Annotated in this window: 19 protein-coding genes, 1 other RNA gene and 1 other annotated feature; of the genes, 12 read left to right on the top strand and 8 right to left on the bottom strand. The window is 45.3% G+C overall.

All coding sequences use genetic code 11. The features are described 5' to 3' along the window. Nucleotides 1-54 precede the first annotated feature (54 nt). From ssrA to BMZ93_RS04900, 7 genes are all read left to right on the top strand, one after another. Nucleotides 55-413, top strand: a transfer-messenger RNA (tmRNA) gene (gene ssrA, locus BMZ93_RS04930). A gap of 231 nt (nucleotides 414-644) precedes the next feature. Continuing rightward, entirely contained in the window at nucleotides 645-1,190 is a 546-nt protein-coding gene (locus tag BMZ93_RS04925; RefSeq protein WP_091502745.1) for a hypothetical protein, read from the top strand. Nucleotides 1,191-1,438: 248 nt separating this feature from the next. Beyond that, entirely contained in the window at nucleotides 1,439-2,377 is a 939-nt protein-coding gene (locus BMZ93_RS04920) for a phosphate/phosphite/phosphonate ABC transporter substrate-binding protein (RefSeq protein ID WP_091502744.1), read from the top strand. Nucleotides 2,378-2,469: 92 nt separating this feature from the next. After that, complete coding sequence (gene phnC, locus BMZ93_RS04915) at nucleotides 2,470-3,270, top strand: phosphonate ABC transporter ATP-binding protein (protein WP_091502743.1); 801 nt, start codon at nucleotides 2,470-2,472, stop codon at nucleotides 3,268-3,270. Beyond that, a complete protein-coding gene (phnE, locus tag BMZ93_RS04910; protein ID WP_200769366.1) occupies nucleotides 3,270-4,052 on the top strand; it encodes a phosphonate ABC transporter, permease protein PhnE in 783 nt (260 codons plus the stop codon). The genes phnC and phnE (BMZ93_RS04910) overlap by 1 nt, the downstream gene beginning before the upstream one ends. Beyond that, a complete protein-coding gene (phnE, locus tag BMZ93_RS04905; protein WP_091502741.1) occupies nucleotides 4,049-4,843 on the top strand; it encodes a phosphonate ABC transporter, permease protein PhnE in 795 nt (264 codons plus the stop codon). The genes phnE (BMZ93_RS04910) and phnE (BMZ93_RS04905) overlap by 4 nt, the downstream gene beginning before the upstream one ends. A gap of 54 nt (nucleotides 4,844-4,897) precedes the next feature. After that, the gene (locus BMZ93_RS04900; RefSeq protein WP_091502740.1) at nucleotides 4,898-6,463 is read left to right on the top strand and encodes a bifunctional metallophosphatase/5'-nucleotidase; all 1,566 of its coding nucleotides are present in this window, start codon (nucleotides 4,898-4,900) and stop codon (nucleotides 6,461-6,463) included. 49 nt (nucleotides 6,464-6,512) lie between these two features. Here the strand turns inward: BMZ93_RS04900 and BMZ93_RS04895 are convergent, their stop codons facing one another. After that, nucleotides 6,513-7,121, bottom strand: a complete 609-nt coding sequence (locus BMZ93_RS04895; RefSeq protein WP_091502739.1) for a Pr6Pr family membrane protein — start codon at nucleotides 7,119-7,121, stop codon at nucleotides 6,513-6,515. A 275-nt stretch (nucleotides 7,122-7,396) separates the two neighbouring features. Here BMZ93_RS04895 and BMZ93_RS04890 point away from each other — a divergent pair, with 275 nt between their 5' ends. Beyond that, complete coding sequence (locus tag BMZ93_RS04890) at nucleotides 7,397-7,999, top strand: NAD(P)H-dependent oxidoreductase (RefSeq protein ID WP_091502738.1); 603 nt, start codon at nucleotides 7,397-7,399, stop codon at nucleotides 7,997-7,999. A gap of 79 nt (nucleotides 8,000-8,078) precedes the next feature. Here BMZ93_RS04890 and BMZ93_RS04885 read toward each other — a convergent pair whose 3' ends face one another. Continuing rightward, entirely contained in the window at nucleotides 8,079-9,164 is a 1,086-nt protein-coding gene (locus BMZ93_RS04885; protein ID WP_091502737.1) for a glycosyltransferase family 2 protein, read from the bottom strand. Between the two features lie 26 nt (nucleotides 9,165-9,190). After that, on the bottom strand, nucleotides 9,191-11,410 hold the full coding sequence (locus tag BMZ93_RS04880) for an ArnT family glycosyltransferase (protein ID WP_091502736.1): 2,220 nt from the start codon (nucleotides 11,408-11,410) through the stop codon (nucleotides 9,191-9,193). Between the two features lie 244 nt (nucleotides 11,411-11,654). On the opposite strand from BMZ93_RS04880, the gene BMZ93_RS04875 reads away from it, so the two are divergent. Then, complete coding sequence (locus BMZ93_RS04875) at nucleotides 11,655-12,464, top strand: alpha/beta fold hydrolase (RefSeq protein WP_091502734.1); 810 nt, start codon at nucleotides 11,655-11,657, stop codon at nucleotides 12,462-12,464. Between the two features lie 84 nt (nucleotides 12,465-12,548). Here the strand turns inward: BMZ93_RS04875 and BMZ93_RS04870 are convergent, their stop codons facing one another. The 4 genes from BMZ93_RS04870 to BMZ93_RS04855 form a co-directional block, all read right to left on the bottom strand. After that, entirely contained in the window at nucleotides 12,549-13,391 is an 843-nt protein-coding gene (locus BMZ93_RS04870; RefSeq protein ID WP_091502732.1) for an amino acid ABC transporter substrate-binding protein, read from the bottom strand. After that, nucleotides 13,375-14,025, bottom strand: coding sequence for an amino acid ABC transporter ATP-binding protein (locus BMZ93_RS04865; protein ID WP_091502730.1), 651 nt, complete (start codon nucleotides 14,023-14,025; stop codon nucleotides 13,375-13,377). The genes BMZ93_RS04870 and BMZ93_RS04865 overlap by 17 nt, the downstream gene beginning before the upstream one ends. Before the next feature lie 4 nt (nucleotides 14,026-14,029). Next, nucleotides 14,030-14,671, bottom strand: coding sequence for an amino acid ABC transporter permease (locus tag BMZ93_RS04860; protein ID WP_091502728.1), 642 nt, complete (start codon nucleotides 14,669-14,671; stop codon nucleotides 14,030-14,032). A 47-nt stretch (nucleotides 14,672-14,718) separates the two neighbouring features. Further along, nucleotides 14,719-14,951 (bottom strand) — a binding site (T-box leader). A 232-nt stretch (nucleotides 14,952-15,183) separates the two neighbouring features. Beyond that, nucleotides 15,184-16,584 (bottom strand): APC family permease, encoded by a 1,401-nt coding sequence (locus BMZ93_RS04855; RefSeq protein ID WP_091502726.1) that lies wholly within the window; start codon nucleotides 16,582-16,584, stop codon nucleotides 15,184-15,186. A gap of 99 nt (nucleotides 16,585-16,683) precedes the next feature. Between BMZ93_RS04855 and BMZ93_RS04850 the strand changes: the two genes are divergently transcribed. Further along, nucleotides 16,684-17,553: a LysR family transcriptional regulator gene (locus tag BMZ93_RS04850; RefSeq protein WP_091502724.1), complete on the top strand. Its 870-nt coding sequence runs from the start codon at nucleotides 16,684-16,686 to the stop codon at nucleotides 17,551-17,553. A 26-nt stretch (nucleotides 17,554-17,579) separates the two neighbouring features. On the opposite strand, the gene BMZ93_RS04845 is transcribed toward BMZ93_RS04850, so the two are convergent. Beyond that, the gene (locus tag BMZ93_RS04845; protein WP_091502723.1) at nucleotides 17,580-18,128 is read right to left on the bottom strand and encodes a TetR/AcrR family transcriptional regulator; all 549 of its coding nucleotides are present in this window, start codon (nucleotides 18,126-18,128) and stop codon (nucleotides 17,580-17,582) included. A 129-nt stretch (nucleotides 18,129-18,257) separates the two neighbouring features. Here BMZ93_RS04845 and BMZ93_RS04840 point away from each other — a divergent pair, with 129 nt between their 5' ends. Together BMZ93_RS04840 and BMZ93_RS04835 are read left to right on the top strand one after the other, a co-directional pair. Continuing rightward, a complete protein-coding gene (locus BMZ93_RS04840; RefSeq protein ID WP_091502720.1) occupies nucleotides 18,258-19,739 on the top strand; it encodes an MDR family MFS transporter in 1,482 nt (493 codons plus the stop codon). Beyond that, a complete protein-coding gene (locus tag BMZ93_RS04835) occupies nucleotides 19,733-20,263 on the top strand; it encodes a DUF4811 domain-containing protein (RefSeq protein WP_091502718.1) in 531 nt (176 codons plus the stop codon). The genes BMZ93_RS04840 and BMZ93_RS04835 overlap by 7 nt, the downstream gene beginning before the upstream one ends. The last annotated feature ends 20 nt before the right edge of the window (nucleotides 20,264-20,283 follow it).

The following is a 20,283-nucleotide window of genomic DNA, read 5'->3' as shown; positions in this document are numbered from 1 at the left end:
AAGGAAGATGGTATAATAGCACTAAGGATTTTTATCCTTAGTGCTTTTTTATTTGGGTCTGTCCCGGAATTCGACAGGCTGTTTCGAGCGCTAGCTGCATTCCGCCGTCTGGGCGTAAAGCAGGCAGACTATTTAACTGCAAAAAACAATAACTCTTACGCTGTCGCTGCCTAAAAACCAGTGACACGTGAGCATATCCGTTAGGCTAACATGGTGGATTTTGCTCTTATAGATGGTTAGCTCGAGTGTAAGACGATGTCGGCGCCTTGCCCTTTAAAACCAATTCGATCCCAGCCAAAGTCAAGTTCTGGACAATGGCTGCTTTGGTTGCGGTAACAATGATTGCCCTATGAATGTAGACGCTGGCGTGGCGGGCGGTTTGGACAGGGGTTCGACTCCCCTCAGATCCATAAAATAAAAAGACTTAACAAGATTATGCTTGTTAAGTCTTTTTTTATGATAATTTTAGAAATAGCTAGCACTTAACAGTCAAGAGTGCTAAAATACTTTCAACAGAAGAAAGGACGTACTAGATGATTCTCTTTTCATTCCTAATTTTATTTATTTTCCTTCTTTATCTTTGCTTTGTCTTCCTAACCTGGATGCCGGCAATTTTAATTGTTCTATTGCTCATACTAGGGGTGATGTTTATTTTTACCCACTTACTGCCAATTCTCTTGATTATCGCTGTACTCTGGGGAATCTCCTATTTTGTAAAGAAACAACGTTCTGATAAGTCCGAACAGCAGGGCCAGCACTTTTCAAGAAGTGCGGAGGGTCCTAAGACTGTCCATGATGATCAACCAAGTATGACTAGGCAAAAGAAGCCCATTCATCCTTTTAAGGCAACATTGAATACGGTTGAAGAGCAGTTTAAACAGAACCAGGCGCTGAACTTGGGCGATGGCTTTTGGGTAGACCAGGCCCGTCAAAAGGTTCTGGTTGTGCTAGGGGACGATGACACAGACGATTACCTCGAAGCAAACTTTTCAGATATCCAGAAGTACTTTACACAGTTTGAATCGGATTATAGTAAAACTTATGCCATCCATTTTAAGGGGATGGCCGACAATGACTTTGCCAATGTGACCTTGTCAAAGCAGTCAAACGATCTGCTGGGTCAGAGCCCAGTCGACTATTTGCAGACCTTGCTCTCCCATTATGGGGTCCCATTGAAGAAAAAAGATTAAAAAGTGGAGCACTGCCGTGAAGGTGGTGCTTTTTTATTGACTAAATGTTCGGCTTTTTGGTTGAAATTATATAAATTTCATTTAATGTTCGGCTGCAGATTAAATAAAGTTTAAAATTAATGTTGAAGGACGATTGAAAATGAGAGATACTTAACTCGTAACGAATGAAGAGTATTCTTGATTAACCAAAGTCGTCAAAAGGCGAATTATTTTGTTAATTATCTGCTTATTGGGAGAAAAACGGAAAAATGAAAAAACTTCTTGTTGCTATTGCAGTGTTGATTATCGCTGTTGGTGGTTTCTTTGCTTTCACGGCTAGTGGAAAGAAATCCGATTCAGGGAAGTCAAGTTCTAAGATGGATTTGAAGGAGTTGAACGTTCAGTTCATTCCTTCGTCTCAGTCGGACACCTTGCTAGCCAAGGCGAAGCCACTTGAGAAGCTGTTGAGTAAGCAACTGGGAATTCCAGTTCACGTGTCGTTGTCAACTGACACGAACTCAGTTATTGAAGCGATGGGTGCTAAGAAGGTCGACATGGGCTTCTTGTCACCAGACGCTTACGTAATGGCACACAAGCAATACGGTGCTAAGGTTATCTTGCAGTCAACGCGTTACGGTATTAAGAATGATAATACCGGAGCTAAGACCGATAAGTTGGTTGATAACTATGATGCCATGGTTATCGTTAAGAAAGATTCAAACATTAAGTCAGTCAAGGACTTGAAGGGTAAGAAGATTGCCGTTCAAGGGCCTACTTCAGATGCGGGATACATCTTCCCAGCAGTTGAATTAAACAAGAAGGGTGTTAACGTCATTAAGGACTCAACCCTTGTTCAGGTGAAGGGTCACGATCAAGGTGTTCTTTCAGTATTGAACGGTGATACAGACGCCGCCTTTATCTTCGGTGACGCTCGTAACATTGTTAAGAAGGATCAACCAGACGTCTTCGATAAGACTCGTATCCTTTACACAACGAGCGGTATTCCAAACGACACCATCTCACTTCGTAAGGGTGTCAGCTCATCAGATTCAGAAAAGATTAAGAAGGCAATGGAAAAGATTGCTAAGACAGACGAAGGTAAGCAAGTCTTGCACGACGTCTACTCATGGGACGGCGTAACGGACTCAAAGGATTCAAACTTTGACATCGTTCGTAAGTACCAGAGCCAGCTTCAAAAAATGCAATAAAAACTAATTTGGCCAAAATGGTCGCCACCATTGGTGGGCGGCCATTTTGTGCGGTATAGAAGATTTTAAAATCTGACAATTAAGAGGATGCTATGACTGCGAATAAGGGAAATATCGAAATAAAGAATGTCTCGAAGGTGTATCCAAACGGTACAGTGGGATTGAAAGACATTAACCTAAACATCAAACAGGGTGAATTTGTGATGATTGTTGGTCTTTCTGGTTCCGGAAAGTCAACGCTGCTCCGTGCCATTAACCGTCTTCATGACGTGACGGAGGGAGAAATCCTCATTGATGGTCAAGATATCACGAAGGCGACTGGGGACAAACTCCACAAGATTCGCCGTTCAACAGCCATGATCTTCCAGAACTACAACCTGGTGAAGACATCTTCTGTTTACCGAAACGTTATGTCAGGTCGTGTTGGTTACTATCCAGCATGGAAGGCAGCTCTCGGACTTTTCACTAAGGCAGACCAGGAGATGGTTAAGACCAACTTGGCCCGCGTGAACCTGCTTGACAAGTACTACGTCAAAGCTCGTGACCTCTCTGGTGGTCAGCAGCAGCGTGTTGGAATTGCCCGCGCGATGATGCAGGAACCCGCCGTTATCTTGGCCGACGAACCAGTTTCTGGTTTGGATCCTAAGACGACCAAGGTTGTCATGAACGACCTGAAGAAGTTGAACGAAGAAGATGGGATGACCATCATCTTGAACGTTCACTCCATTGGTTTGGCCTTGAAGTATTCAAGCCGAATCGTTGGATTGAAGGAAGGTCGTATCATTTACGATAAGCCAATCGAAGAAGTCGACAAGCGCGACTTCAAGGAAATTTACCGTGAAGCAGGAGACGACAGCAGTGTTGATGCTGGCGACGATGTGGAGGCAGATTGATGAAACAGTCGATACCAAAGCGTCCAGCGATGAAGGAGTGGCACGTCGTTGGTTTTACAATTTTCTTGCTACTGGTCTTTGCGGTGATCCTTTCCGCGCAGGCAACGGGGGTTGGTCAAGACTTCTCGGCTGACCAATTCTTTGACCTTTGGGCCAAGATGGCGAACCCCGACTGGTCATATATCCCTGATATTTTGACACCATTGGTTCAAACGATTCAGATGGCCATTGTCGGAACCTTAATTGGTTGTGTGGCGGCCATTCCGGTTGCCCTTGTGTCAGCTTCAAATATCGTACGTAACCCCTATGTTCGTGGGATTGTTCGTTTTATCATGAACTTGGTTCGTTCGATTCCTGAAATGCTTTTGGCAGCACTCTTTGTTGCCGTTGTTGGAATCGGGGCCCTATCTGGTGTTTGTGCTTTGTCGGTCTTTTCTTTCGGAATGATGTTCAAACTGCTTTACGAAGCAATTGAAACGGTTGACGAGGGGCCAATTGAGGCCATGCGTGCTGCCGGTGGTAACCGAAACCAAGTGATTGTTTTCGCCGTTATTCCACAGGTCTTGAACCAGTACTTGTCTTTCTTCCTTTACACATTGGAAATCAACGTCCGTGCTTCTGCCGTTCTTGGTTACCTTGGTGCCGGTGGAATTGGACTTTACCTGAACACGACGCTCGAAATGTTCCGTTATGACCGAACATCGGTTGTTATCCTGGGCATTCTAGTGGTTGTTGTTCTGGTGGATGCACTATCGAATAAACTTCGGGAGGCTTTGTCATGATGGTTAGAAAACGTTCATTTTACCAGCAAAGTCGTCCATACATCATTTCATTAATTGTTTTGGTCATTGTAATTTGGTCTTTCTCTGGTATTGAGTTCTCAGGGATTAAGTCATCGGCTGGTCAAATTCTTGGATCAATCTTCTCAGGGCTCTTCCATCCTGATTGGTCTTATGTCTACTCAGGACACGGGGAAGATTTGGTTTCTGCTTTGATTGAAACCCTGGCCATCGCCTTCCTTGGAACAATTATTTCTTCCTTTATCGCCGTGCCATTTGCCTTTTGGGCAGCACGGACGACAAAGAAGTTCTCAATTCGTTCTTCTTCAGGAAAGTTCTTGTTGACGGTTATCCGTGTTTTCCCAGAATTAGTTTTGGCGATTATGTTTATTAAGGCCGTTGGACCAGGAGCCTTCGCTGGTGTCTTGGCCATGGGTGTCCACTCAATTGGTATGATGGGAAAGCTTTTCTCAGAAGCCATTGAAAACATTGATCGTGGACCTGAAGAAGCCATTATCTCAGCTGGTGGAAACCGTTTCGACGCCCTAAGCTGGGCAACGCTTCCATCAGTGATGCCAGAATTTATCAACTTTACCCTTTACCGTTTTGAAATTGCGGTTCGTTCCGCATCAATTCTTGGTATTGTTGGTGCTGGTGGTGTTGGTGCGCCTTTGATTTTCGCTTTGTCGACCCGTTCATGGTCACGTGTTGGAATTATCTTGATTGGTATTGTAGTGATGGTGACGGTCATTGACTGGTTGTCAGGTACAATCCGTAAGCAACTATTGAAGTAATATCAAAAAAAGCAGGGGCCGGTTGGCTGGCCTGCTTTTTGATTGGAGAAGGACATGAAATTACAGGTATTATCAACTTCAGATAGCCATACCTTTTGGTGGGCTAGTAATATTATTGATAAGGATGCGATTAAGCCTTACGGTCTATTCCGTGCTGCCTCAACCATGTCGGTGATCGAAAGTATCGCGCGTGCCGAAGGCGACTTTGTTATCAAAATTGAAAACGGCGATTTCATTCAAGGCTCCCCATTTGGAACGTACTTAGCCAATGTAGCGGTGGATAAGTCCAAGGTTTTTGAGACTATTCCACAGGAGATGGGCTACGATGCCCGTGTTCTGGGAAACCATGAGTTTAACTACGGCCGGCAGTACTTGGAAAGCATCTTTAAAGATGATGATTCCCTTTTGAACGCTAACGTTTTGGACGCCACAACCAACCTGCCATTCATTGGAAAGGCCTATAAAATCTATGAAAAGAAGGGCAAGAAGGTGGCGGTCATTGGCCTGACGACTAAGTATGTGCCAAATTGGGAACGTCCCGAAAACATTCCTGGTCTTTTCTTCGAAGATCCTGTCAAAGTCGCAAAGCGCCTTGTACCTAAACTGCAGAAGAAGGCCGACGTAGTCGTCATTGCCTACCACGGTGGATTCTCACGTGATTTGGAAAGTGGTGCCGTACTGGAAAAGGAAACGGGTGAAAATCAGGGAAACGAACTTCTGGCTATTCCTGGCGTAACGGCCCTTGTCACCGGTCACCAGCACCGCCTACTGACTGGTGTTTATAACGGTGTGCCAATTAGCCAACCGGGTTATCGAGCAGAAACCGTTGGTCAGCTGACGGTCGATTTGGATGCCGGTACGGATCAGGAGGCGGAGGATTCTGCTGAACTACCGGCTTCACGTTTAATTAAAACGGCTAACTGGCCTGAAAAGGCTCAGTACCTTAGTGAACTGGCTCCTTTGAAGAAAGACTTAGACAACTGGTTGGACGAAGTCATTGTTCATTTAGGTACGGATATGACTTTGGACTATGTTCCAAAGGCTCGACAGGAAGGGCATGCTTTCGTTGATCTAATTAACCAAGTACAGTTGGATGCAACGGGGGCCGACCTTTCGGCAACGGCGCTCTTTAATGATGAAATGCCTGGCTTCCATAAGGACGTCACCCGGCGTGAGTTGCTGGGGAATTACCCATTTCCAAACACCCTAGTCAACATTGCCTTGACGGGTGAACAGTTGAAAACAGCTTTGGAGGTTAACGCTGGTTACTTCACCCTACAGGATGGGGATGTGATGATTAGTCGGGCGTATTACTACCCAAAGAAGCAGGACTACAACTATGACCTCTGGTCCGGATTGGATTACCGTTTTGATTTGACGAAACCGGAAGGTGAAAGGGTGACGATTGAAGACATTAATGGTCAACCCTTTGATCCAGAAAAGACCTATACGGTGGCGGTCAATAATTACCGTGCCACGGGTGCTGGTAACGAAGTCTTTGCGAAGGGAAAAGTCGTGAAACGCTACTCAGAAACATTGACGACTTTGCTATTGAATTACTTGGAAAAGCACGAAGGCTTAGTTGTTGAACATCGAGATAATTTCCATATCGATAAGTAAGTATTAAAAAAGGACCCGTAAACAGAATGTTTACGGGTCCTTTTTATTTTTATTTAGCGAGCTTCTTGTCTAGGGCGTAATACAGGTAGCCGAAGATTAAGAAGAAAAGGGTTAGGCCGATAACAAAGACTGCAACCATGCCCCAGCCAATCATTTCGTTATTGATGAAGTAGTAGGGGTAGTGATTACCCGAAAGGGGATAAACAATCTTGAATTGGGCGGCAATGACGGTAAAGACGTAGTAAATCAGTGGAATCAATAGCCAGTAGAGTGGCGCTTTCTTTGAAAAACGCCCCTTGGTGTCGAAGAGAAACCAGTCGAAGATGACCATAAGTGGAACAATCAAGTGCACCATGAAAGTTCCGCAGTAATCTAACGTACTATCCATGTGGAAGGAGTAGGGAGCCAAGACGCCCCAGTAAATTAACATGGTCACTGTAATGGCCAGTGTAACGGCCCCTTTAATATTCTCGTTCAAGACTTTACCGGACTGTGTTAATGCATAAATGAAGTAAAGAATGCAGAGAACGTTTGAAAGCGTTGTGTAGTAAAGGAACATGGCAGGGCTGAGCTTTGTATTGATGCAGACACCGATGATTCCGATAATCACTAACAATGTGCGATAGATGGTTTTCGCTTTGTGGGATTGAATGAACATTATTTTTTCCTTTTTTGAATTGATTCGCTAATATTAGCAACCTATTGAGTATACATGAAAACAATATAAAGCTGTACAGATAAAATTATATAATTTTATTCTAATGTAACACATCTGTCGCTTGTTTTTGTTTTTAGAAATCTGTAATATTATGTACGTTGCTTTTGAAATAAAAGTAATGTTTTTGTGGTATATTGAAATAGTTTGATGTATTTGAGTTGCTTATCGCGTCATTTATACAAGCAGCTCCTAAATGGGAAAAAGGAGCAGTACCAATGAACATATTAATCATCCAAGGGCATCCGGATGACCAATCATTCACTCATTCAAACGCCCTTCACACGTATGAAACATTGCGTCATGATGGTTTGAGTGTCCAAATTATCGATTTAGCGATTGCCGACTTTGACCCGGTTCTCCGCTACGGTTATCGAATACATATGAAAGAACAAGGCTTCATTAACCAAGTACAGCAAAAGATTCTATGGGCTGACCATATCTGTTTCTTTTTCCCTGTCTGGTGGGGAGCCGAACCTTCCATTTTGAAGGGGATGATTGATCGTGCATTGATGCCTAACTTTGCCTATGAGCGTAAGGGGCCATTACGAGTGAAGGGCTTCTTGAAAGGGAAGAAGGCTAGTCTCTTTATGACGGCCGATGATCCTGCTTATTACCACCGCCGTTATGGTGGTATTATTACCCGTTGGAAGAAAGACATTTTGGGACTATCAGGTATCAAAATGGCGAAAGTCCACATTATGGGCGGCGCCCGTTGGGTAAACGATGAAAAGAAGCGCTTGGCCTTCATGGAACAGTGCTATCAGCAAATTAAAGAGTTTGCGGTTCAACCCGTGAAAGACGACCTTTTGGTTGATTAAAGAAGACAGGCCTTTGCCAGTCTTTTTTATTTGCATTAAAAAAAGGCGCCCCCGTAAAGGGGACGTCCTTTTCTTTTAGTTATTGAGCTCGTTTGTACCAGTTGCTTTGGTTGCTACTCGCAATGTGTGGAGCACCAATGGGTTGTTCAGCAACGGTGATTAACCGCTGGTTGGAACTTCCTTCAGGAGCTGCAGTTGCCAGCACACCGGTTTCAGCTTCAATACGGAAGAGGGGCCGTGATTTAACTTCGGTAAAGACTTTACCAACGTAAGTACCAATAACGCCAATGGCCATTAAGTTTAAGCCACCGAGGAGCCAGATGGAAATCATCAGTGATGACCAGCCGGCCGTTGGGTTACCAATTAGCTTTTCAACGATGGTATAGGCAATTTCGATACCGGCAATCGATGAAACGACGAGTCCTAAGTTGAAGAGTAACTTGATGGGCTTCACGGAGAAGGAAGTGATGCCATCAACGGCGAAGTTAATCATCTTCTTCAATGGATACTTAGAAGTACCCGCTTCACGCTTGGCACGTTCGTAGTAGACTTTATCGGATTTATAACCTAATAAGGGAACCATGGCCCGGAGGAAGAGGTTTCGTTCCGGCATGGCCAGCAGTGCTTGAACAGCTACTTTAGACATGAGACGGAAGTCGGCGTGGTTGGGAACCATTTCGATACCAAGCCAGTCGGCCATTTTGTAAAAGGCCATGGCTGAGTTCTTCTTGAACCAGGTGTCGGTCTGCCGGGAAGAACGAACCGCGTATACGATTTCGTTTCCTTCCAAGTATTTATCGACCATTTTTCCGATGATTTCTGGGGAATCCTGTAAGTCGGCATCGAGTGTAATGGTAATGTCGGCTAACTTGATGGCTTCGGTTAAACCGGCAATTAAAGCTGGTTGGTGGCCAAAGTTACGGGATAATTTAACGATGAAGATATCGTTATTTTCACGTTCCAAAGTCTGCATGATGGAGTAAGTTTGATCCTTAGAACCATCGTCAACAATCAAAATAAAGGAGCCGGTTGCAATTCGATTCTCTTGAATCAGATTTTCTTTAATGCCCTGTAATTTGGCTACCGTGTGGTTGAGCATCTCCTCTTCATTATAAGCGGGAAGTATCAGTGCTAACTTCGGTGCCTTTTTAACTTGTGTGAGCATGGCAAGCTCCTTTCTTTTAAAAATAATTACTTAAATGCGGCGGATAGGTCGTACAAGGTTGAGCTGCCTGATTGACCGCCCATTCCCATTCCACCGGTCATACCAGATGATTGGGTCGATGTCTTTGATGAAGATGATGAGTAGCTTACCTGCTTACCGTTCTTCTTAACCCAGGCGAGAATCTTTGAGATGTCGCCGGTCGATGACTTGGTGTTACCAAGGACGAAGTACTTCAACTGTCCACTCTTAACCAATTGCTTGAATTCTGACAAGGTCATGGTTGGATCAGTACCGTTGTAACCACCTAAGGCCATGACTGCCTTACCAGACTTGATGATGTAGCCGGAAGCAGAGTTGGAATCGGTTGTTGCAAAGAGGTACTTAGCTGAACCTTGGTTCTTCTTTGTGTAAGCCAAGAGTTCTGAATCAACTTGACCACCCATGTCAGATGAACCACGGGAAGAAAGAAGGGAAGGACTGGCAGCGGGGATGGCTGCTGAGTTGTGTGAAAGTGTTGGGGTCAAGGCCCAGAATCCGGAGAGCAAAGCGACAACAACGATTGAGAGTGCAATCTTCAACTTGTTGTTCACGACTTTGTTCACGAACCAGAGGGCTGAGATTGCGATGGCAAGAATGAGAATAATGATGCCAGCGACTGGGTAGTATGACCAAGCGTAGTAAGCTTGCAAGGCGGCTGTTCCTGTCAAAGTCAAAGCTAGGAGAGACTTGGCAACCATTCCTTGCTTCTTGCCACCTTCCTTGACCATCTTCGCGATAGCGACTGCGGCAATGGCTGTCAAAGCAGCAATTGCTGGGGCTAACATGATGGTGTAGTAAGGGTGGAAGAAGGAAGCCACTGAGAAGAAGCCGTAGACTGGGACGAACCAGCCTGCCCAGAGAAGGACGTCTGCTTGTTCTTCAGAGATGCTGTACCACTTGCTGCCCTTCTTACGGAAGGCCCACCAGCCAGCGCCCATGCCTAGGAAGGCGAATGGGAGGAACCAGCCGATTTGTGAACCAAGGTCAGATTGGAAGAGACGGAATGGACCGGCTGAACCGATAGCGAATGCAGAGTTACCACCGCCGGCCATGCCGCCCTTGCCACCTTTACCGCCAGGATTGCCCATCTTACCAGATGGTTTCGTACCAGTAGGAGCACCGTTCTTTGATCCAGATGGCTTGCTTGGAGCACCGTTTGAAGACTTTGAGCCATTAGCGCCAGATGGGGCCTGACCCTTCGTACTTCCGGATGGGGGAGTAGGTGCGTTCTTGCTGTTTGAATTTGTAGCGTTTTGGCCATTGCCAGTAGGCGCTTGACCGTTACTATTGGTGTTTGTCGTGCTGTTCTTGGTTCCGGATGGCTTTGTACCGGTAGGAGCACCGTTACCGCCGTTTGAGCCAGACTTCTTCGAGTTCTTACCGCCCATACCAGAGAATGAACCACCGGTTCCGGTTGATTGACCTAAGAGACGTTCCGTTCCGTTATAGCCAAAGGCTAGTTCCATCAAGGAGTTGGTTTGAGAAGAACCAATGTAGGGACGGTTTGCTGTTGAAACAGAATCAACGGCTGCTGGGTAAGCAACTGTAAAGATACCGAGGGAGGCCATGGCTGCGACCAACCAGGCGACTTTTTTCTTCCATGGAAGCTTGATAGCGACCCAGTAGAAGACAAGCATGGCTGGTAGAATCATGAAGGCCTGCAACATCTTGATGTTAAAGGCGATTCCGATAATGGCGAATGCTATAAGCACTAACCAGAACTTTTTCTTGGCTACTGCCTTCGTGAGCGTGTAAACCGCTAGAAGTAGGAAGAAGACCAAGATGGCATCCATGTTGTTAGTACGTGAGTTAGCAACCACCGTTGGTGTCAGCGTCATGACCAAGGCTGCCAAACGGCCAGCCCATGGTCCGAACTTAGGGGTGATTAACTTGTAGAGAAGGGCAACCGATCCGATTCCTGCCAAGACGGAAGGAAGAACGACTGACCAGCCGTGAATGCCGAAGATTTTAGCCGAGATGGCCATGAACCAGAGGGCGATTGGTGGCTTATCAACGGTGATGAAGCCGGCCGGGTCAAAGGCCCCGTACCAGAAGTTATGCCAGGATTGCGTCATCGACGTAATCGCTGCGGTGTAGTATGAGTTGGCAGAGCCTGCGTCCCAGATTCCCCAGCCGTACAAGAATGCGGCGAGGACAAGAATACCGGTCAGATACCAGTCAATTTTTTTGAAAGATAGTTTTTTCAAAAGACTTGCCTCCTTCAATAGGATAAATTAAGTTTAAAATAGAATGCCTATATTAAAATTAAATGAGTATCAAACGAAAATTAAATTTTTGCCTTTTAAAAAGTCGCAATAAAGGATTTTTAATAAGGAAGTGTTTTATATTTGAGTAAACACCGAGCTGCCTTTTTTACTTTATTTTCAGTAAAGATGGTCAGATTTCATATGTTAAACTAGGTAAAATAAGACGATTCGAGTGGGGAAGAACATGAAAACGAGTAATTTAGTCGATTATACGGTGCTAGGAGGCGGAACGCCCATCGTCTTCCTGCACGGGATGGCCCTTGATAAACGGTCAACTTCCTTGTTTTTCGAACCCGTTATGCGTCAATCTGACTGGCAGCGGGTTTACTTAGATTTACCGGGGATGGGCCAGAGTGCCCCAACAGCGGTAGCTTCCTCTGAAACACTGGTAGAAGCATTAATTGCAGCCATTCATGAAATCATTGGTGATCAACCCTTTGCCGTTTATGGTCATTCGTACGGCGGTTATTTGGCCCAAGCACTAGCTAATCGATTACCTGAACAAGTGGTGGGACTCTTCTTAACCGGACCCGTGGTCAAGGCGGAGAAAGGCAAACGACAACTGGCAGAGCATCAAAACATCTTTTTAGACACCGTTCAGGTCGACGTGAATGACGCCTCCTACGAAGACTTCTTGAAGATGAATGTTCAGATTAGCCAGAAACATTGGGAGCAGTATCAGAAGATGATTCTGCCGGGCTTAGCGGCTATCAACCACCGTTACTTGGTTGACCTGCATAAACACTATACGCTAGCAGAAGAGGCCATCTTGAATCAAAAGGACTACCAGATTCCCTTCACAATGATGGTCGGAAAGAATGACCAGATTGTTGGCTATCAAGATCAGTGCCAGCTGGTGGAACACAGTACAATGGGCGAGCTCTTTCTTCTCAATCAAACGGGACATAACCTGTTGATTGATCAACCGGAACTATCCAGGGTCGCCTTTGGCCATTTCTTGGAAACGGTTAAAAGCTATTTGGCTAGTCGATAACTTTCTCAACTATTTAATGAATAAAAAAACGCCCTCACCAAATCGGTGGGGGCGTTTTTAGCTGCACTGAATTTTTTTAATTAATTATCCGAACCACTTGTTTTCGATGGTCTTCATGAAGCCATTCTTTTCAAGCTTTTCGAGTTGTTCGTTAACCTTCTTTTGAAGGGCCTTGTCGCTCTTTCGGAATCCAACAACGTCGCCGTTTGATTCGAACTGTCCATCGATGATGTTGTAGTTATCAAGAGTACCTTGCTGCTTCAAGTAGTAGCGAGCGTAGTCTTCATCCACTAGGATTCCAGTAATACGGTCAGAGTTCAAGTCATCAAAGGCCTTATCAAAGGTATCGTAACCAACGGCTTTTTGATCCTTGATGTATTGCTTCAAAACCTTTGGTTGGTTGTTCAAAGCTGTTTCTGGGGATGACTGTGTTTGCACACCCAAGACCTTGTTCTTCATGTCAGAATACTTGTTGATATTTGCTGACTTCTTTGTAACCAAGCAAATTGGAGCCGTGTGGTAAACCTTTGAGAAGTTCACCTTCTTGGCACGTTCGGCCGTCTTTGAGTATCCGTTCCAGATGGCATCGATGTTACCGGTCTTCAATTCAGTTTCTTTCATTGACCAGTCGATTGGTTGCCATTTAACCTTAATACCGAGGTTGGCAAAGACTTTGTTGGCCAAGTCGATATCAAAGCCGACAATCTTACCAGAGTTGTCCCGGAAGCCCATTGGTACGAATGTGTCGTCCAAACCAATGGTAATGGTCTTGTTCTTTTCAATGCGTGACCACTGGTCCTTTTGTCCGGATGAACCGTTGTCTGATCCAGACTTCATAAAGAAGAACACGGAACCGATGATGGCAATGAGGACAAGACCGATAATGGCGTTGACCGTTACTTTTTTCTTATTATTTGTTTTTTTCATTCTCTCTCTCCTTAAGAAAATCAAAGTTAGTGTCAGCGACTTTTTCAGCAAATGGCAAGTCGTGGGTGACAACCATTTGACTAACGCCTTCTTGTTTCAGTGCAAGCATGATCTTTTCGACCTGTTCCGTGGACTTCTCATCCAGGCCAGAAGTTGGTTCATCGTAAATGATGACTTCTGGATTCATGGCCAAGGCCCGAGCGATGGCCACACGCTGCTTTTGGCCACCGGAGAGCTGATAAGGGTAAAGGTCAGCCTGTTCGCTGATGCCCAGTTGCTTGAGTAGGCTGTCGACCTTGGCAGCCACTTCTTTCTTGTCGCGCTTTTTGACAAGTACTGGCGCTAGCGCAATGTTTTCCTTCACCGTGAGGTGGGGGAAGAGGTTAAAGTCTTGGAAGACCAAACCGATTTGTTCGCTGATGGCAGGGTCGCCGATTTCGTATTCTTTGCCGTTGATTTCGACCTGGCCGGCCTCGGCATCTTCGAGTCCGGTGAGGACTTTGATGAGCGTCGTCTTACCGATTCCGGAAGGGCCCATGACGGTGAGAATCTCGCCGTCGTTGAGGTCTAAGGAAAGGTTCTTGAAGATGACTTTGTCACCGTATTGCTTGCTAAGCTTTTTTAGTTGAATCATGGTGTTACCTCCAAGTGTTTAATTTCTTTTCGCTGGCCCGTAGGGCAAGAGTGACAATGGCAATCATGATGAGGTAAACGACCCCAACAATCAGATAAGGGATAAGTGAGACGTCACGACTCGCTGCAATCGTTCCGGCCCGGAGGATGTCGCCCAATCCGATAACGTAGACAAGGGAAGTATCCTTGACCAGGTTAATGACTTCGTTTCCAAAGGCTGGGACAACAATCTTGATGACCTGTGGTAAGACGACTTTGAAGAAAGTCTGTGTTTTGCTGAGTCCAAGAACCTGTGCGGCTTCGAATTGGCCCTGCGGAATGGCTTGGATACCACCTCGGAAAATCTCAGCCAGGTAAGCCGCGTAGTTGATGATGAAGGCAAAGGCCACGGCGTTGAAACGGGAGAAGGTAATCCCAATCATGCCTAATCCGTAGTAGACGAAGATTAACTGGAGCAGAAGGGGCGTGCCTCGCATAATCCAAATGTAGCCGTTAACCAACCAACGAAGCATAAAGTACTGTGAGCGCATGGCCAAGGCAACGATGATACCAAGTGGAATTGATCCGATGATGGTAACGAAGAAGACACCCAGTGTCATATTTAGGCCGGACATGATTGTTGGCAAGTAACTTCCAATTTCTGACATATTTTTCCTCCAGATAAATAAAAAAGCCCCCTAAGCACGGCTAGTGCTTAGAGGGCGATAAAGAACGCGGTTCCACCTCATAATTGTCGAGTCATCGCTGACTCAACCTCAAGACGTCAAAGACGCCTAGTACGGTAACGGGTACAAATCGTTGCAGACTACTAAAATTCGCCTGCACGCTCCTAGGTGTGGTTCACAGAAGACCCATTGCTTACTCGCAGTCCTACGTAAGCTTCCTGAGAATGGAATCAAATGCTACTCTCCTAATCGGTGCTTTTTTAATGTTGGCTTAATTATAGGCAGGGTTTTTTCATAATGCAAGCTTTATTTAAACGAAAATATAAATATATCAAGGGGTTTCGTCCAAATGGTTTATTAAAAACAAATGATAAAGCTTATTTTTGAGTTGCTTGAAGGACTTTTATGAGAATGAAATATTGGCTTGAATTTAGCGAAAAAATTTAAAAATAAAAAGAAAAAAGTCGCACTCAAATGAGCACGACTTGTCATAATTAGTCTTTTTGTTGCAACTTTGAATGGCGAATACCATAAGTAAAGTAGAAGACAAATCCGATTACCAACCAGATGGTAACTGAAATTTTGGTGATGCTTGGCAGCATGACAATGAAGACAATGGTACATAATCCAGCCACGATTGGAAGGAATGGGTACCATGGCATCTTAAATCCGTCGTTTTTGATGTCCTTACGACGGCGGAGTAACAGGATACCAAATGAGATGAAGGCGAAAGCAATCAATGTTCCGGCGTTAATGAGGGAAGCTAATTGAGCCAGTGGGACAAGACCGGCAAAGACTGCTTGCACGATAGTAGCCACGATGATGGCGTTTTCAGGAACACCTTGCTTCTTTGAAACCTTACCCATTGACTTAGGGAGTAGTCCGTCACGTCCAAGGGCGTAAACAAGACGTGAACCACCGATAAACATGGTCATCATGGCTGTGAAGATACCAAAGAGGGCACCAACGGTAATCAACTTGTTGAACATGTTTAGGTGGATAACCTGCATGGCAAAGGCGGCAGGATCATCAACACCAAGGTCCTTGTAGTTCACGATACCAGTCAATACAAATGAGAAGGATACGTAAAGAACAACAGCAATGGCAACAGTTCCAAGGATTCCGCGAATGACGTTCTTTCCTGGATCAATCGTTTCGGCTGAGTTAGCGGCCAAAGCATCGAATCCAATGAAGGCGAAGAAGACGGTGGCTGCGGCAGTCAAGATACCACCCATGCCCCATGGTGCGCCATGGAATTCAGATGGGTAGAATGGTACGTAGTTATCAGACTTCACATAGAAGATACCAACGGCGATGAAGAGGATGATAATAGCGACTTTAACGACAACGGCGAAGTTTTCAACCTTTGTTGAGATGGCGGAACCGCGCATGATGATGGCAGCAATAATCAACACGATGACAACGGCGGTTAGATTAATGACCCCACCTTCCATTGGTCCTGCTTGCAAAGCCTTTGGCAGGTTAATACCGACCGCTGATAGGAGGTTGTTGTTGAAGTAGGCGGCAAATCCGGTCGCTTCGGCAGAAACGGCCAGGAAGTACTCCAGAATCAATGACCAGCCTAAAATCCAACCAACGATTTCGCCGTAGACAACGGAACCAAAGGAGTAGGCGGATCCGGCAACGGGCATGGCTGATGAGAATTCAGCGTAGGCCATGCCGACCAATCCGGAAACCAAGGCCGCCAACAAGAAGGCGATGGCAACGGCTGGACCGGCGTGTGAAGCCGCTTCGTTACCTGGCAAAATAAAAATACCAGTACCAATAACGGCACCGATACCAAGACCAATCAAGTCTTTTGTGCGAAGTGTTTTCTTTAGTTTTGAATCGGCTTGCATGTAGGATGCAACGGATTCTTTCTTAAAAATATTCATATCCGAATACCTCTCTTATTGATACTAATAATCATAATTGATAGACTATGATAAGTAAAATTAATAAATAAAATGCATACATAAGGAAAACTGATAGATATGAACCGACTCTTAGTACTTGAAACCATCATTGAAATGAAGTCCTTTACTAAGGCTGCTGAAGTACTGGGGTACACCCAGTCTTCTGTTTCGCAGATGGTAGCGGGGATGGAGAAGGAGTTTGGTATTCAAATTTTAAAGCGCTCCCGTAATGGAGTGACACTAACGGCCGAGGGGCAGGCCATTTATCCTTACGTGGTGCAGGCCTTGCGCCAGTATCAAGCCTTAGAGGAGCGGGCGGCTTCCCTGAAAGGATTGAAGACCGGTACAGTCCGGATTGGGGCCATTACCTCGGTTTCTTGTTACTGGTTGCCCGCGCTCTTCAAGCGTTTTCAGGAGAAGTATCCGAACATTGAGTTCGTTTTGCAGCAGGGGGATTATGGAATGATCCGCACCTGGTTGAAGAACGGCGAAGTCGACTTTGGGCTGATGACGGCGAATTATGGGGATGGCTTTAACAAAGTCGTGCTGCATGAAACGGAGATGAAGGCCTTCTTGCCGGAATGGCATCCCTTGGCTCGACAAGATAAGGTAGCGATTGAGCAGCTAACGAATGATCCCTTTATCCTTGTTGAAGGAGGGGGCTACGCCGAACCGTTGGTCGCCTTTGAAAATGCTGGTGTTGAGCCAAACGTTCGCTATCGAATTCAAGATGATTACACCATCATGGCCATGGTCGAGGCTGGCCTGGGCATCTCGATTTTGTCCGAGCTAGTTGCCTCGCGGACGGACTTTAAGGTCGTTGCAAAGGAAATTGTACCCAAGGTAATGCGCCCCATTGCTATTGTGTACCGGGAAAAGGCTAGTATCCCAATTGCTAGTCAGTACTTCATTGACTTCTTAATTCAAAACGAAAAGGAACTGCAATAGAAAAAGCGACCAGTTGGTCGCTTTTTTTATTTTTGATCAATAAAAAATGAGTCTGGTAGCAGGCTGACAAAGTGCTTGGCCAGTTCATCAGCCGGCTGCTTTGCCCCTGTTTGCAGCCAGTGGTAGAGAACAGAAGTGAGTGCGCCGGAATAAAAGGGCAGTTTGTATTCGTCTGTCCAGGGGAAAGGACTGTCAATGCCATTTCGGTCGGAAAAACTGCCGAAGTAGTCGAAAGCGTAGGAGGCAAGGCCGGATTGGAAAAGCAGAATGAAGCGCGACTTTTCTTTTTCAAGCACGCCGAAAATGTCGGCGATTTTTGCTGCTGCTTCTTCCCGTGTCCAAATAGTGGGCATACTTGGTGCTTGGTTTTTACCGAGCAGTTGATCGAGGTAATAGTTTAGAATTTCTTCCTTACTAGAGAAGTTACGGTAGTAGGAAGCGCGGGCAACTCCGGCCGTTTTAATAAGTGAAGCAACGGGGATTTCTGAAAGTGGTCGACTTTCAAGCTCTTTGAAAAGTCCTGTGACAATTTGATCTTTCACGCTTTGTTTTGTTGTTGATAGGCCTTTTGACATTCTCGTACTCCTTGCTTTTTCTTAGTATAACAGAAAAAACAAAATGAGACATATTGACTCATTTTAAAAATAAGGTTATACTGATTTTGTTTATGAGACAATATGTATCATTTTGTAAGGAGAATAAAGATGATGAATAATGAAAAGAAGGGAAGAACGGGCGTTTTAACCGTGATGATTGTTGCGGCCATTGCAGGTGCCTTAATGCAGACCTCCCTTGGTACGGCGTTGCCAACGTTGATGAAAGGCTTTGATATTGATCTTGCCACCGCGCAGCAGGCCTCGACTTGGTTCTTATTGGTGAACGGGATGATGGTACCACTATCCGCCTATTTAGCAACAAGGGTTAAGACGAGAACACTGCACCTAGTGGCTTATTTCTTATTATTGGCAGGTATTTTAACCAGTATGTGGACGCCTGAAAGTGCTGATTTCTGGTGGCTCTTCCTCGCTGGCCGAATTCTAGCAGCCATGGCGGTGGGTATCATGCTGCCACTTTCTCAGATTGTTGTACTGAACATGTACGGTAAAAACGAACGCGGTGCAGCGATGGGGATGCTTGGTTTGGTCATTGGAATGTCACCAGCCATTGGGCCGACTTTGACAGGGTGGATATTAGATAAGAATCACAGCATTTTGGGCTGGACGCTATCGGATTCCTGGCGCTCGATGTTTGTGATTCCGTTGATTATCATTGTGATTGCCATTGTACTAACACCCTTCTTGATGAAGAACGTGGTACCTAACAAGAAGATTGCTTTAGATGTTTCCTCTGTCTTACTTTCAACTGTTGGATTTGGCCTGTTCCTATGGGGATTCACAAACGTTGCCAGCTATGGCTGGTCTGACTTGGGCTCAGTGATTGCGCCAATCGTCATTGGGGCGCTTGTTTTGGCTGCCTTCGTTTGGCGTCAGTTGAAGTTACCGGTGCCTTTCTTAGATGTACGCGTTTTTGCTAAAAAGAACTTTACCATACCAACTGTTGGCCTCTTGTTAACCATGATGGCCATGTTCGGAGTGGAGATGATGTTGCCAACCTACCTGCAAAACGTGCGGGGAATGACACCCTTGAATTCCGGATTGACGCTAATGTGGGGCGCATTATTCATGGGATTCCTTTCACCGGTTGCTGGTGCTTTGTATAACAAAGTCGGTATTAAGAAACTGGCTTTCGTTGGCTTTTCCATGCTAACTTTGGGTACCATGCCATACCTTTTCTTAACGGCCGAAACGCCAACAATTTTGATTTCTGTTTTGTACGCGATTCGAATGGCCGGGATTGCTTTGACAATGATGCCTTTGACAACGGCAGCCATGGCTGCTTTACCAGATGATAAAAACGCGGATGGAACGGCTGCTAATAATACCTTGCGGCAGGTTTCCGCTTCCATTGTAGTGGCCATCTTAACTTCCGTTGTTCAAAATATTGTGAACAATAATCGACCAAGTCACTCGTTAAAGTTAACGGATCCACTTAAATATGCAGATAAGGTACTGGATGCATCACTCGACGGCTTCCGCGTGGCCTTTCTGATTTCAATGGTGATTGCTTTACTGGGAATTATCTTAACTTTCTGGATTCAAGGTCAAAAGGAGGCAGACGAATGTTAATTTGGATAATTGCAGGATTAGTTACACTAGCTTTCTTCTCCTGGTTCTTTTTGAAGAGCCGTTTGGCTCAAATGATTTTGGGGACGACTTTTTCACTGTTAGCGGTAGTTGCAGCCGTCTTACTTGCGCTAAACATGAGTCAACACTTCGGCATGGAAAAGTCGGAGACAACGACCAGCCATGAAGTTTATTCGGCATTACCTGCCCAATCAGCTGTTAAAGCGGTGGCAGTTAAGAAGATTGGTGCAGAGAATTACGTACTGATTTATAAAGATTATGAAAAGGATCAGCAGGCAAAAAAGCACTTTGTTCCTGATACTTCAGAAGTGGTGAAAGCAGTGAAGCGTTCGGCTAATTATGAAAAGGCGGATGTAAAAACGGCTGAGGTTCAAACGAAAACGGTTAAATGGACTTACAAATCAGATTTATACCGTTTCCTTTTTGAGCAAAAAGAAGAGGATGATGTTGTATCAATTAAGCACGAATTGATTCTGCCGGAAAATTGGCAAGTGATTGAAAAATAGTGTAGAAAAAAAGCGTGTCA

Source organism: Fructobacillus durionis (assembly GCF_900112405.1).
Taxonomy (GTDB): Bacteria; Bacillota; Bacilli; order Lactobacillales; family Lactobacillaceae; genus Fructobacillus; species Fructobacillus durionis.
This window is presented reverse-complemented; position numbering and strand designations above follow the sequence as displayed.

Coding starts and splice junctions, on each gene's coding strand:
- BMZ93_RS04925 (WP_091502745.1), top strand. CDS start 645: ATGTTTATTTTTACCCACTTACTGCCAATTCTCTTGATTATCGCTGTA.
- BMZ93_RS04920 (WP_091502744.1), top strand. CDS start 1,439: ATGAAAAAACTTCTTGTTGCTATTGCAGTGTTGATTATCGCTGTTGGT.
- phnC (WP_091502743.1), top strand. CDS start 2,470: ATGACTGCGAATAAGGGAAATATCGAAATAAAGAATGTCTCGAAGGTG.
- phnE (WP_200769366.1), top strand. CDS start 3,270: ATGAAACAGTCGATACCAAAGCGTCCAGCGATGAAGGAGTGGCACGTC.
- phnE (WP_091502741.1), top strand. CDS start 4,049: ATGATGGTTAGAAAACGTTCATTTTACCAGCAAAGTCGTCCATACATC.
- BMZ93_RS04900 (WP_091502740.1), top strand. CDS start 4,898: ATGAAATTACAGGTATTATCAACTTCAGATAGCCATACCTTTTGGTGG.
- BMZ93_RS04895 (WP_091502739.1), bottom strand. CDS start 7,121: ATGTTCATTCAATCCCACAAAGCGAAAACCATCTATCGCACATTGTTA.
- BMZ93_RS04890 (WP_091502738.1), top strand. CDS start 7,397: ATGAACATATTAATCATCCAAGGGCATCCGGATGACCAATCATTCACT.
- BMZ93_RS04885 (WP_091502737.1), bottom strand. CDS start 9,164: ATGCTCACACAAGTTAAAAAGGCACCGAAGTTAGCACTGATACTTCCC.
- BMZ93_RS04875 (WP_091502734.1), top strand. CDS start 11,655: ATGAAAACGAGTAATTTAGTCGATTATACGGTGCTAGGAGGCGGAACG.
- BMZ93_RS04870 (WP_091502732.1), bottom strand. CDS start 13,391: ATGAAAAAAACAAATAATAAGAAAAAAGTAACGGTCAACGCCATTATC.
- BMZ93_RS04865 (WP_091502730.1), bottom strand. CDS start 14,025: ATGATTCAACTAAAAAAGCTTAGCAAGCAATACGGTGACAAAGTCATC.
- BMZ93_RS04860 (WP_091502728.1), bottom strand. CDS start 14,671: ATGTCAGAAATTGGAAGTTACTTGCCAACAATCATGTCCGGCCTAAAT.
- BMZ93_RS04855 (WP_091502726.1), bottom strand. CDS start 16,584: ATGAATATTTTTAAGAAAGAATCCGTTGCATCCTACATGCAAGCCGAT.
- BMZ93_RS04850 (WP_091502724.1), top strand. CDS start 16,684: ATGAACCGACTCTTAGTACTTGAAACCATCATTGAAATGAAGTCCTTT.
- BMZ93_RS04845 (WP_091502723.1), bottom strand. CDS start 18,128: ATGTCAAAAGGCCTATCAACAACAAAACAAAGCGTGAAAGATCAAATT.
- BMZ93_RS04840 (WP_091502720.1), top strand. CDS start 18,258: ATGATGAATAATGAAAAGAAGGGAAGAACGGGCGTTTTAACCGTGATG.
- BMZ93_RS04835 (WP_091502718.1), top strand. CDS start 19,733: ATGTTAATTTGGATAATTGCAGGATTAGTTACACTAGCTTTCTTCTCC.